This is a genomic window from Kitasatospora sp. NPDC059577, assembly GCF_042735475.1.
Lineage (GTDB): Bacteria > Actinomycetota > Actinomycetes > Streptomycetales > Streptomycetaceae > Kitasatospora.
Window position 1 is genome coordinate 29,340 of record NZ_JBHWBZ010000047.1, and the last position, 11,643, is coordinate 40,982.

11 protein-coding genes are annotated in these 11,643 nt (G+C 73.8%); 9 read left to right on the forward strand and 2 right to left on the reverse strand.

What is annotated here, in order from left to right:
* Positions 1-71 precede the first annotated feature (71 nt).
* Positions 72-629 carry a GNAT family N-acetyltransferase gene (locus ACFV0O_RS29090; protein ID WP_360263319.1) on the forward strand — a complete coding sequence of 186 codons (558 nt, stop codon included), beginning with the start codon at positions 72-74 and terminating at the stop codon, positions 627-629.
* Positions 630-742: 113 nt separating this feature from the next.
* Here the strand turns inward: ACFV0O_RS29090 and ACFV0O_RS29095 are convergent, their stop codons facing one another.
* Together ACFV0O_RS29095 and ACFV0O_RS29100 are read right to left on the reverse strand one after the other, a co-directional pair.
* The gene (locus ACFV0O_RS29095; protein WP_380346631.1) at positions 743-1,666 is read right to left on the reverse strand and encodes an aminoglycoside phosphotransferase family protein; all 924 of its coding nucleotides are present in this window, start codon (positions 1,664-1,666) and stop codon (positions 743-745) included.
* A 67-nt stretch (positions 1,667-1,733) separates the two neighbouring features.
* On the reverse strand, positions 1,734-2,780 hold the full coding sequence (locus ACFV0O_RS29100; RefSeq protein WP_380346652.1) for a ferritin-like domain-containing protein: 1,047 nt from the start codon (positions 2,778-2,780) through the stop codon (positions 1,734-1,736).
* A gap of 294 nt (positions 2,781-3,074) precedes the next feature.
* Between ACFV0O_RS29100 and rimP the strand changes: the two genes are divergently transcribed.
* From rimP to truB, 8 genes are all read left to right on the forward strand, one after another.
* Positions 3,075-3,614 (forward strand): ribosome maturation factor RimP, encoded by a 540-nt coding sequence (gene rimP, locus ACFV0O_RS29105; protein ID WP_360263314.1) that lies wholly within the window; start codon positions 3,075-3,077, stop codon positions 3,612-3,614.
* A gap of 53 nt (positions 3,615-3,667) precedes the next feature.
* Entirely contained in the window at positions 3,668-4,672 is a 1,005-nt protein-coding gene (gene nusA, locus ACFV0O_RS29110; protein WP_360263312.1) for a transcription termination factor NusA, read from the forward strand.
* A 125-nt stretch (positions 4,673-4,797) separates the two neighbouring features.
* Positions 4,798-5,091 (forward strand): YlxR family protein, encoded by a 294-nt coding sequence (locus tag ACFV0O_RS29115; RefSeq protein WP_360263309.1) that lies wholly within the window; start codon positions 4,798-4,800, stop codon positions 5,089-5,091.
* A 230-nt stretch (positions 5,092-5,321) separates the two neighbouring features.
* Positions 5,322-8,471: a translation initiation factor IF-2 gene (infB, locus tag ACFV0O_RS29120; protein ID WP_380346632.1), complete on the forward strand. Its 3,150-nt coding sequence runs from the start codon at positions 5,322-5,324 to the stop codon at positions 8,469-8,471.
* Between the two features lie 151 nt (positions 8,472-8,622).
* Positions 8,623-8,919 carry a DUF503 domain-containing protein gene (locus ACFV0O_RS29125; protein ID WP_360263303.1) on the forward strand — a complete coding sequence of 99 codons (297 nt, stop codon included), beginning with the start codon at positions 8,623-8,625 and terminating at the stop codon, positions 8,917-8,919.
* Between the two features lie 153 nt (positions 8,920-9,072).
* Entirely contained in the window at positions 9,073-9,513 is a 441-nt protein-coding gene (gene rbfA, locus ACFV0O_RS29130; RefSeq protein ID WP_360263300.1) for a 30S ribosome-binding factor RbfA, read from the forward strand.
* Between the two features lie 2 nt (positions 9,514-9,515).
* Complete coding sequence (locus ACFV0O_RS29135; RefSeq protein WP_380346633.1) at positions 9,516-10,619, forward strand: bifunctional oligoribonuclease/PAP phosphatase NrnA; 1,104 nt, start codon at positions 9,516-9,518, stop codon at positions 10,617-10,619.
* Positions 10,620-10,672: 53 nt separating this feature from the next.
* Complete coding sequence (truB, locus tag ACFV0O_RS29140) at positions 10,673-11,602, forward strand: tRNA pseudouridine(55) synthase TruB (RefSeq protein ID WP_380346634.1); 930 nt, start codon at positions 10,673-10,675, stop codon at positions 11,600-11,602.
* Positions 11,603-11,643: the final 41 nt, after the last annotated feature.

Below are 11,643 nucleotides of genomic sequence, written 5' to 3' on the forward strand. Positions count from 1 at the left end.
CCGTCCCCGTGGGAAGCCCGGGTTCGGATCTTCGGCCGCGTCGGGGGTCCGCTGGTAGTAACGTCCGGAGCATGGATCAGCTGACCGGGGTGACGATCGGGGCCATCGACCTTGCGGCCTGGGCGCCGCAGGCGCTGGAGGTCCAGGCGGTGGCGTTCGGGCTGACGCCCGAGGAGGTCGCGGTACGGCTGCACATCGTCGGGCGGCACGCCCAGCAGCCGGGGGTGATCGCGTACGGCGCGATGAGCGGGGGGCGGCTGGTCGGGTTCGGGTACGGGATGCCCAACCAGCGGGAGCACTGGTGGAGCTCGGTGATCGAGCCCTACCTGACCACCCGGGGGTACGGGGACTGGCTGGACGGGGTGTTCGCCGTCACCGAACTGCACGTACTGCCGGAGTTCCAGGGGCAGGGCGTCGGCTCGCAGCTGATCCGGACCCTGTGCGAGCGCTCGGGGCTGGACCGCAGCATCCTCTCGGCGATCGACGCGGAGACGCCGGCGCGGCGGCTGTACCGGGCGCTGGGGTACCAGGACCTGGCGCGGGCGGTGCGCTTCCCGGCGACGGACCGGTTGTACGCGGTGATGGGTGCCCGGTTGCCGCTGCGGCGGTCGGCGGTCCAGGGCCTCTAGACCGCTCGGAGGCGCCGGCGCCCGGAGCGGCCGGTGTTCCGAGCGGCCGGTGTTCCGACGGGCCGGTGTTCCGAGCGGCCGGTGTTCCGACGGGCCGGCTCAGAGCGGCTGGCTCAGAGGGAACCGGCGAGTTCGAAGTAGAGCTCGGCGTCCTCGTGGCGGTCCGCGGTGACGGCGCGGAGCGCCAGGTCGACGGAGCGGAAGAGGGCCCAGCCGCGCAGGCGGTCCCGGTCCACGTCGAGGGCGTCCGAGAGCTGGTGGAGGCGTCGGCGGACGGCGGCGGGTACACCGGGGGAGCCGAGCAGGGTGTCGGCCCGGTCCAGGACGAGGCGGGCCAGGTCGTAGGCACGCTCGCCGGCGACGGGGCGCGGGTCGATGGCCAGCCAGGGGGCGCGGTCGGCGGCGAGGACGTTGCCGTGGTGGAAGTCGCCGTGGAGCAGGAAGGACTCGTCGGCCGAGTCGGCCAGGCTCCGGGCGGTGTCCAGGGCCTCGGTGACCAGTGCCTGGGCCTCGGCGGCGGCGGGGTGGGAGCGGTGCTCCTCGACGCGGTCGGCGGTGGCGGCGACCCGCTCGGCGAGGGCGGGGAAGGGGTGGTCCCCGGGCAGTTCGGCCCAGAGGCGGTGCAGCAGGCTGGTGGCCTCCAGCATGGCCTTGGGCTCGGCGAGGGAGCGCAGCGGGATCTCGCCGTGGAGGCGTTCCAGGAGGAGGACGCCCTCGGCGGGGTCGGCGTCCAGGAGGAGGACGGCTCCCCGGCCCGCCCAGTGGGTGAGGGCGGCGTGCTCGTGGGCGGTCTCCGGGGTCAGCAGGCCGGTTTTGAGGACGGCGGGGGAGAGGTCGTCGCGGTGGACGTACGCGATCAGGCTGAGGCTGCCGCCGGGGTCGAGGACGCGTTCCAGGGTGAGGCGCCAGCCGGACAGGTGGGCGGCCGCCCTGGTGGGGAGGGCGGCGAGCCATTGCCGGCCGGCGTCGCCGTGGGCGGCGGTGACGCTGTGCGCCAGCCAGGTGGGGACGGTGATGGTGGGTGCGGCTCCCGACATGGGTCCATTGTCGGTGTTCGCGGGCGGTGCGGCCCGCTCGCCCGGCCGGGTTGCGGGGCGGGTGTTCTCAGCCGGTGGTGGCCGCGGGGGTGGCGGCCGGGTCGGGGACGCCCGGGAAGGGCTGGTCGGGGGCGCCCCAACGGCGGGCCCGCAGGGCGCAGTCGCGCAGGGCGAGGGCGGCGGTGAGGCGGTGCGGGGCGGGGACGGCGGCGACCAGGTCGGCGTAGACGCCGGTCAGCCGGGTTTCCAGGTGGGCGGCGAGCCGGGTGGCGTCCGCGGCCGAGGCGACCGGGAAGGGCAGCTGGTAGCCGGCGGCGGCCGGGGCGGGGGCGGCGCCGAGGGAGGTGATCAGGCGCTGCCAGGTGTCGCGCCGGGCCTGGTGGGCGGCGTAGGCGGTGCGGGCGTCGGTACGCGCGGGGTCGTCGGGGAGCCGGGCGCCGACGACGCCGTAGCCGTAGACGGCGGCGTGTTCGGCGCCGAGCGCGTTCTGGAGGGCGGTGACGGCGGCGGCGCCGACGCCGGGGGCCTCGCCGGGGGTGGCGGCGGGGTTCGCGGAGGCGGAGGCGGTCGGCGGAGCGGCGAGGGGCTGGGCGGGGGCGCCCAGCGCCGCGGCGTGGAGCGTGTGGGCGGCGGCGAGGGAGGCGAGCAGCCGGGCGAGCGAGGGCCCGGCGGCGTCGAGGTCGGCGAGGTGGGACTCGGCGGTCCGGAGTTCCAGCGCGGCCAGGCCGTCGGTGGCGGGGGTCGGTGCGGCGGCCGTGGCCGGTCCGGTGGTGGCGGTGGTGGGCGGGGCGCCGGTGGTCGGGCCGGTGGTCACGGGGGGTGACGGGACGGCCGTGGCGGGCAGGCCCTCGGCGAGGGCGGCGCGGTGCCGGGCGGTCTCGGCGCGGAGACCGGCGCCGTCGACGCCGGGGGGCGCGGGCAGGGTGTCGTACCCGGTGAGGAGGGCGTCGGTGGCGGTGACCGCGCGCAGGCGGACGGGGGCGTCCGGGTCGGGGCGGGGCCCGGTGGCGCCGGGGGCGGGGCCGGTGCGGTCGGTGGTGCAGGCGGCGACGGTGCAGGCGGTGAGGGTGAACAGTCCGAGGGACAGGAGGGTCCGTCGGCTGGGCGGCTGCATCGGGGTCACTCCGGGGCGTGTACGGGAGGACGGCCTCCAGGCCTGCCCTCGTTGGCGTGAATGATGACAGAATCCCCACGTTCCCGGGCCGGGTTCGGACGCACGGGTGCCCGGCCGGGCTGGTGTGAGCTTGCTCGCAGTGGGTGGCGTGCGAGCGGCCGGGGGTGGTCCGGAATCGGTGGTTGGGGGCTTCACCGGATAGGCTTTGGGCCGAGCTGCCGTGACCCGGTGTGGCACCGGGAGGCGCGGGGCGACCTTCTGACAACAGCAGACGCGGCCGAGGAGTCCACCCGGATGAGCACCACCCACACCGACCGGCTGCGCGAGTTGCTGGAGCCGCTGGCCGTGCAGGCCGGACTGGACCTGGAGGACGTCAGGGTCACCAAGGCGGGCAGCCGCCGGCAGGTGCAGATCGACGTCGACACCGACGGCGGCGTGGACATGGACACCATCGCCGAGTTCAGCCGGGTGGTCGGCGAGGCCCTGGACGAGTCGGACCTGATGGGCGACGAGGCCTACCTGCTGGAGGTCGGTTCGCCGGGTGCCGAGCGTCCGCTGGCGCTCCCGCGGCACTGGCAGCGGGCCGAGGGTCGGCTGGCCAAGATCCACCTGGTGGACGGCGGGGAGATCGTCGCCCGGGTGCTGGAGGCCGACGAGGACGGCGCGCTGGTCGAGGTGCAGCCGGTGAAGGGGCGCGGCCGTCCGAAGGAGCGCCGCCTGGAGTTCGCCGAGGTGGCCCGGGCACGGGTCCAGGTCGAGTTCAACCGCAAGGACGACGAGAAGCTCCTGGACGAGGCCGCCGACTTCGACGAGGGGGACGACGGCGCCGAGTGACCCGGGCGCCGTACGACCATGACGAACGTGACGAAAGACGAGGAGGCGTAGCCGTGGACATCGACATGAGTGCCCTGCGCACGCTGGTCAACGAGAAGAACATCCCCTTCGACCTGCTGGTCGAGTCCATCGAGTCAGCCCTCCTCACCGCGTACCACCGCACCGAGGGCTCGCGCCGCCGTGCCCGGGTGCACCTGGACCGCAAGAGCGGCCACGTCACCGTGTGGGCCACGGAGGACCCGACGGAGCTGGACGAGGGCGTCGAGCCGAAGGAGTTCGACGACACCCCGAACGGCTTCGGCCGGATCGCGTCCAGCATCGGCATCCAGGTGATGATGCAGCGCCTGCGCGACGCCGCCGACGACCAGACCTTCGGCGAGTACGCGGGCAAGGAGGGCGACATCGTCACCGGTGTCGTCCAGCAGGGCAACGACCCGAAGAGCGTGCTGGTCGACATCGGCAAGCTGGAGGCCATCCTGCCGCCGCAGGAGCAGGTCCCGGGCGAGGACTACCGGCACGGCACCCGTCTGAAGTGCTACGTGGTGGCGGTCCGCCGCGGGGTCCGCGGGGCCTCGGTGACGCTGTCGCGCACCCACCCGAACCTGGTCAGGAAGCTCTTCGCGCTGGAGGTCCCGGAGATCGCGGACGGCAGCGTGGAGATCGCCGCCATCGCCCGCGAGGCCGGCCACCGCACCAAGATCGCGGTCTGGTCGCGCCGGGCCGGGCTGAACGCCAAGGGCGCCTGCATCGGTCCGATGGGCTCCCGGGTGCGCGCCGTGATGGGCGAGCTGCACGGCGAGAAGATCGACATCGTCGACTGGTCGGAGGACCCCCGGGAGATGGTCGCCGCGGCGCTGTCCCCCGCGCGGGTGACCAGCGTGGAGATCGTGGACGCCGTCCAGCGCTCCGCCCGGGTGATCGTGCCGGACTACCAGCTGTCGCTGGCGATCGGCAAGGAGGGGCAGAACGCCCGCCTGGCCGCCCGTCTGACCGGCTGGCGGATCGACATCCGCCCGGACACCGAGGGTCAGCCGGAGGACGACGGCCGCCCCCAGTAGGAGGGAAACGGCCGCCCCGGGAGGAAAATGGGTGGCGGACGGCCACTGGTCGGTGTTGTCGTAGCCGTCCCCGCGGGTCCCCCGGGATCTGCGGGGCGGCGCCATGTCGCTTCGGAGGGGTAGACTTGCCTTCGTCTGGCCGGACGCACGTCCGAGCACGCCCGGAACGCACCTGCGTGGGCTGCCGCAAGCGCGCGGCCAAGCACCAGCTGTTGCGTGTCACGGCGGTCGAGGGCGAATGCGTCCCCGATCCCCGTGGCGCACTGCCGGGCCGGGGCGCTCACCTGCACCCCGATCCGGCCTGCCTCGACCTCGCGGTCCGCCGTCGAGCGTTCCCCCGGGCCTTCCGGCTCCAGGGCATGCTCGACACGGAGCGGCTCCGCGGGTTCATCGGGGAGCGGACGGGCGGAGCCTGCTAGACGGGCCGCCTCCCGCGACGGCCGCCGCTCCACGCGGCGGAGAACCACCGCAACAAGCACGGCGGGCGGGCAGCCGCGCGCCGTGCCACCAGTCAGGTACCTCGCGATGTGGAAGTAGGTCGAGATTGCGATGAGCACTCGATGAGTACGCGATGAGTACGCGATGGGTACGCCCATGAAGTAGCGACAGTCCGGCGGACGAGACCCCCGGACTCATAGACAGGAGTGAAGTGGCTAAGGTCCGGGTTTACGAACTCGCCAAGGAGCTCGGCTTGGAGAGCAAGGCCGTCATGGCCAAGCTCACCGAGCTCGGGGAGTTCGTCCGTTCGGCGTCCTCGACGATCGAGGCGCCGGTCGTGCGCAAGTTGACTGACGCGCTTGGTGTGGCCCCCACCGGTGGTGGTTCCGCTGCCAAGCCGGGACCGCGGAAGACCGCGGCGCCGTCCCCCTCCGGCTCGGGTGCCCCGAAGCCGGGTGCCCCGACCCCGGGTCCGCGCCCTGGCGCGACCCCTGGTCCCCGTCCCACCCCGGCCGCGAGCCAGGCCGCCGGATCGGCTCCGGCCGCCCCGGCCGCCGCTGCGCCGGCCGCCCCCGCCGCTCCGCGTCCGGGTGCGCCGACTCCGGGCCCGCGCCCGGCAGCGCGTCCCGCCGCTCCGGCGGCCCCGGCCGCGCCCGCGGCCGAGTTCTCCTCGCCGGCTCCGGCCGGTGCCGACGCCCCGCGTCCGGCCGCCCAGGCCCCGCGGCCGAGCGGCCAGGCCTCCGGCGGCGCCCGTCCGGGCCCGCGTCCGGCCGGCCCGCGTCCGGGTAACAACCCCTTCACCTCGGGCAGCGCCACCGGCATGGGTCGCCCCGGCGACCGTCGCCAGGGCGCCCCGGGTGGCGACCGTCCGCGTCCGGGTGGTGCCCAGGGTGCGGGTGCGCCGCGTCCGGGTGGCGACCGTCCGCGTCCGGGTGGTGCGCCGGGTGCCGGTGCGCCGCGTCCCGGTGGCGACCGTCCGCGTCCGGGTGGTGCGCCGGGTGCCGGTGCGCCGCGTCCCGGTGGCGACCGTCCGCGTCCGGCCGGTGCGCCGGGTGCCGGTGCCCCCCGTCCGGGTGGCGCCCCGCGTCCCGACGGCATGCCGCGTCCGGCTGCGCCGCGTCCCGGCGGGCCGACCCCGTCCGGCATGCCGCGTCCGAACCCGGGCATGATGCCGCAGCGTCCGGCCGGCCCGCGTCCGGGTCCGGGTGGCCGTGGTCCCGGTGGCCCCGGTGGCCGTCCGGGTGGTCCGGGTGCCGGTGGCGCCCGTCCGGGCTTCCAGGGTCGTCCGGCCGGTCCGGGCTCGCGCCCGGCGGGTGGCGGCGGCTTCGGCGGTCCGCGTCCCGGTGGCGGTGCCCCGGGTGGCGGCGGCGGCTTCGGTCCCCGTCCCGGTGGCTTCGGCGGTCGTCCCGGTGGCCCGGGTGCCCGTGGTGGCACGCAGGGTGCCTTCGGTCGTGGCCCGGGCGGTCGCCCGGCGCGCGGTCGCAAGTCGAAGCGGGCGAAGCGCCAGGAGTACGAGGCCATGCAGGCCCCGTCCGTCGGCGGTGTGATGCTCCCTCGCGGCAACGGCCAGACCGTTCGCCTGTCGAGCGGCGCCTCGCTGATGGACTTCGCGGAGAAGATCAACGCCAACCCGGCCGCGCTCGTCTCCGTCATGTTCAACCTCGGTGAGATGGTCACCGCGACCCAGTCGGTCTCCGACGCCACGCTGCAGCTGCTGGCGGACGAGATGGGCTTCGTCCTGGAGATCGTGAGCCGGGACGACGAGGACCGCGAGCTGCTGGAGTCGTTCGACATCGACTTCGGTGCCAACGAGGGCGACGAGGACCAGCTGGCCCCGCGCCCGCCGGTCGTCACCGTCATGGGTCACGTCGACCACGGTAAGACCCGCCTGCTGGACGCCATCCGCAAGTCCAACGTGGTGGCCGGCGAGGCCGGTGGCATCACCCAGCACATCGGTGCCTACCAGGTGGCGACGATGGTGAACGGCGAAGAGCGCCCGATCACCTTCCTCGACACCCCGGGTCACGAGGCGTTCTCCGCCATGCGTGCCCGTGGTGCCAAGTCCACCGACATCGCGATCCTGGTGGTCGCGGCCAACGACGGTGTCATGCCGCAGACGGTCGAGGCGCTGAACCACGCCAAGGCCGCGGGTGTGCCGATCGTGGTCGCCGTCAACAAGATCGACGTCGAGGGCGCCGACCCGACCAAGGTCCGCGGTCAGCTGACCGAGTTCGGTCTGGTGGCCGAGGAGTACGGCGGCGACACCATGTTCGTCGACATCTCCGCGCGCCAGGGTCTCAACATCGACCAGCTGCTGGAGGCCGTGGTCCTGACCGCGGACGCCTCGCTCGACCTGCGGGCCAACCCCGAGCAGGACGCGCAGGGTATCGCCATCGAGGCGCACCTGGACAAGGGCCGCGGCGCCATGGCGACCGTGCTCGTGCAGCGCGGTACCCTCCGCGTCGGCGACTCGATCGTCGTGGGCGACGCCTACGGCCGTGTCCGCGCGATGCTGGACGAGAACGGCAACAGCCTCGCCGAGGCCGGCCCGTCCCGCCCGGTGCTGCTGCTCGGTCTGACCTCGGTGCCCCGCGCCGGCGACAGCTTCATCGTCGTCGACGAGGACCGCACCGCCCGTCAGATCGCCGAGAAGCGCTCGGCCCGCGACCGCAACGCCGCCTTCGCGCAGCGTCGGGTCCGGGTGTCCCTGGAGGACCTGGACAAGGCCATCGCCGCCGGCTCCATCGAGCAGCTCAACCTCATCATCAAGGGTGACGTCTCCGGTTCGGTCGAGGCCCTCGAGGACGCCCTCGTCAAGCTGGACGTGGGCGAGGAGGTCGAGCTCCGGGTCCTGCACCGCGGTGTGGGTGCCATCACCGAGTCCGACGTGGACCTGGCGATGGGCTCGGACGCCATCATCATCGGCTTCAACGTGCGCGCGGAGGGTCGTGCGCGCGCCGCGGCCGACAAGGAAGGCGTGGACGTCCGGTACTACTCGGTCATCTACCAGGCGATCGAGGAGATCGAGAACGCCCTCAAGGGCATGCTCAAGCCGGAGTACGAGGAGGTTCGCCTCGGCTCCGCGGAGATCCGCGAGGTGTTCCGCTCCTCCAAGTTCGGCAACATCGCCGGTGTGCTGGTCCGCGAGGGCCTGCTGCGCCGCAACGCCAAGGCCCGCCTCATCCGCGACGGCAAGGTCGTGGCGGAGAGCCTCACCATCGAGGGTCTGCGCCGCTTCAAGGACGACGCGACCGAGGTCCGCGAGGGCTTCGAGGCCGGTGTCACGCTCGGGTCGTTCAACGACATCAAGGTCGACGACGTCATCGAGACCTACGAGATGCGCGAGAAGCCGCGCGCGTAAGCGGGTGGTGTCCGGGGCCGGTCGACGGGTGGTATTTCCGTCGACCGGCCCCGGTCTCGCTGTGTAGGGTCCGGGGTAGTCAGATGCAGCGGCGTCAGTCCGGTTGCGGGCTGCCCCCCGAGGCCTTCCAGGTCGGCGAGACCTGTCATACATGTTCGTGGGAACACTCACCTTCGACCTGCTCCTGGGCGACGTCCACTCGCTCAAGGAGAAACGGTCGGTCGTGCGGCCCATCGTGGCCGAACTGCAGCGCAAGTACAGCGTGTGCGCTGCCGAGACCGGGAACCAGGACCTGCACCGCCGGGCCGAGATCGGTCTGGCGGTGGTGTCCGGCGAGGCCGGGTACATCACCGAGGTCCTGGACAGCTGTGAGCGGTTGGTCGCCGGCCGCCCCGAGGTACAGCTCCTCTCCGCGAGGCGGCGGTACCACAACGACGACGACGAATGAGAGCCGTGGAGCCGGTCGACGGAAGTCGCCGTTCTCACACGGATCAGGACCGAGAGCGCCCGCAAGGCCGGGCGCGGGCCGGTACTTTGGGGCGTGGGCCCCGACGGGTGCGCAGCTCACCCGGGTACCGGGCCCAATGCACGAGGAGGCAACGTGACCGACACCGCAAGGGCGCGCAAGCTCGCCGACCGCATCCAGGTGGTCGTCGCCCAGACCCTGGAACGGCGGATCAAGGACCCGCGACTGGGGTTCGTGACCATCACCGACACCCGGGTGACCGGCGACCTGCGCGAGGCCACCGTCTTCTACACCGTCTTCGGTGACGAGACCGAGCGCGAGGCCACGGCCGCCGCGCTGGAGAGCGCCAAGGGCGTGATCCGCTCCGAGGTCGGCAAGATCGGGGTGCGCTTCACCCCGACGCTGACCTTCGTCGCGGACGCGCTGCCGGACAACGCCCGGAACATCGACGACCTGCTCGACCGGGCCCGGCACTCCGACGCCGAGGTGCGCACGCAGGCCGCCGGGGCGACCTACGCCGGCGACGCGGACCCGTACCGGGTCCCGGCGTCCGAGCGTGACGACGAGGACGAGTAGTCATGGCGGGTGAGCCGGCGCAGGCCGCCTCGCGAGCCGGAACGACCACGGGGGCGTCCTCCACCAGCACGGTGGAGGGTGCCCTCGCGGCGCTCCCGGGGCCGCGCGCCGAGGAGAGCGGGTTCGAGCTGGTCTGGCAGCAGGCGGTGGCGGAGATCGGGCGGGCCCGTTCGATCGACCTGATCTGCCACATCTGCCCGGACGGCGACGCACTGGGTTCCTCGCTGGCGGCCGCGCTGGCGCTGCGCGCGCTCGGCAAGCAGGTGCGGGTCTCCTTCGGCGACGATCCGCAGATCGTGCCCGAGTCGCTGACGTTCCTGCCCGGGCAGGAGCTGATCGTGCCGGCCGACGAGGTGCCGGACGTGCCCGAGCTGGTGCTCTGCTTCGACGTGGCCGCGGAGAGCCGGCTCGGCCTGCTGCACGCCAAGGCCTTCGCCGCGCCCGTCCTGGTGGTCTTCGACCACCACGCCTCCAACCCGGGCTTCGGCACCCACCAGCTGATCGACCCGACCGCGCCGGCCACCGCCGTGCTGGTCGACGAACTGCTGCGTCGGCTCGGCGTCGAGCTCGACCGGGACCTGGCCACCTGCCTCTACACGGGCGTCGCGACCGACACCGGCTCGTTCAAGTACCGGGCCACCACGCCCGCCACCCACGAACTCGCCGGCCGACTGCTGGCCACCGGCATCCGGCACGACCTGATCTCCCGGCAGCTCTGGGACACCTCCTCCTTCGGCTACCTGAAGGTGCTCGCGGGCGCGCTCGACCGGGCCGTCTACGAGCCGGAGGCGGCCGGCGGCCTCGGCCTGGTGTGGACCTGGGTGCCGTACCAGGACCTGGCGCTGTTCAGCGTCACGGTCGAGGAGATCGAGGGGCTGATCGACGTCCTGCGCCGCCCGGCCGAGGCCGAGGTGGCGCTGGTGCTCAAGCAGGACCCGGACGGCACGCTGCGCGGCTCCTCGCGTTCGAAGGGCGCGGTGGACGTCGCCGCGGCCTGCGCCGAACTGGGCGGCGGGGGCCACGTGTTCGCGGCCGGATTCAGCGTCCGGGAGGACGTGGCCGCGGTGGTCGAACGGTTCCGGGAAGCGCTGCGGCCGGTACGTTGATCATCTCCTGACGTTGTTCCGACGTCATTCGACGTCTTCAGAGAAAGAACCCGATGAAGCGCAAAGGCACCGGCCCCGACGGCCTGGTGATCGTCGACAAGCCCGAGGGCATCACCTCCCACGGGGTCGTCGCCAAACTGCGGTGGCTGGCCGGGACCCGGAAGGTCGGGCACGCCGGCACGCTCGACCCGATGGCCACCGGCGTGCTGGTGATCGGGATCGAGCGGGCCACCCGGCTGCTCGGCCACCTGATGCTCACCGCCAAGACGTACGAGGCGACCGTCCGGCTCGGCCAGACCACCGTCACCGACGACCGGGAGGGCGAGGTCACCGCCTCGACCCCGGCCGACGCCGTCACCCGGGAGGCGATCGACGCCGGGATCGCGGCGCTCACCGGCGAGATCATGCAGGTGCCGTCCAAGGTCAGCGCGATCAAGATCGACGGCAAGCGCTCGTACGCGCGGGTGCGCGAGGGCGAGGACTTCGAGCTCGCGGCGCGGCCGACCACCATCCACTCCTTCACGGTGCACGCGCAGCGCGCGGCGGTCGCCGAGGACGGCACGCCGGTGATCGACCTGGACGTGACCGTCGAGTGCTCCTCCGGCACCTACATCCGGGCGCTGGCCCGCGACCTGGGCGCCGGGCTGGGCGTCGGCGGGCACCTGACCGCGCTGCGGCGCACCAAGGTCGGGCCGTACTCGGTGGAGTCGGCGCACACCCTGGAGCAGCTGGAGGCGGCGGTCACCGGCGAGCCCGCCGAAGGGCTGCAGGTGCTGCCGATCGCGGAGGCCGCGGCGGCCGCCTTCCCGCGCTGGGACCTGGACGAGGCCTCGGCGCAGAAGCTGTCGCACGGCTCCCGGCTCAAGGCGCCCGGGCTGGGCGTCGACGGGCCGATCGCGGTCTTCGGACCGGACGGGCGCTTCCTCGCCCTGGTCGAGGAGAAGGCCGGGCAGGCGAAGCCGGTCGCGGTCTTCGTCGGCTGACGGCTCCCACCGCCGGGCCTCCCACGGCTGCCCGGAACCCC

Excerpts from the sequence above, each read along its gene's own strand:
- ACFV0O_RS29090 (WP_360263319.1), top strand. The coding sequence starts at position 72 with ATGGATCAGCTGACCGGGGTGACGATCGGGGCCATCGACCTTGCGGCC.
- ACFV0O_RS29125 (WP_360263303.1), top strand. The coding sequence starts at position 8,623 with ATGTTCGTGGGAACACTCACCTTCGACCTGCTCCTGGGCGACGTCCAC.
- ACFV0O_RS29135 (WP_380346633.1), top strand. The coding sequence starts at position 9,516 with ATGGCGGGTGAGCCGGCGCAGGCCGCCTCGCGAGCCGGAACGACCACG.
- truB (WP_380346634.1), top strand. The coding sequence starts at position 10,673 with ATGAAGCGCAAAGGCACCGGCCCCGACGGCCTGGTGATCGTCGACAAG.
- rimP (WP_360263314.1), top strand. The coding sequence starts at position 3,075 with ATGAGCACCACCCACACCGACCGGCTGCGCGAGTTGCTGGAGCCGCTG.
- ACFV0O_RS29100 (WP_380346652.1), bottom strand. The coding sequence starts at position 2,780 with ATGCAGCCGCCCAGCCGACGGACCCTCCTGTCCCTCGGACTGTTCACC.
- ACFV0O_RS29095 (WP_380346631.1), bottom strand. The coding sequence starts at position 1,666 with ATGTCGGGAGCCGCACCCACCATCACCGTCCCCACCTGGCTGGCGCAC.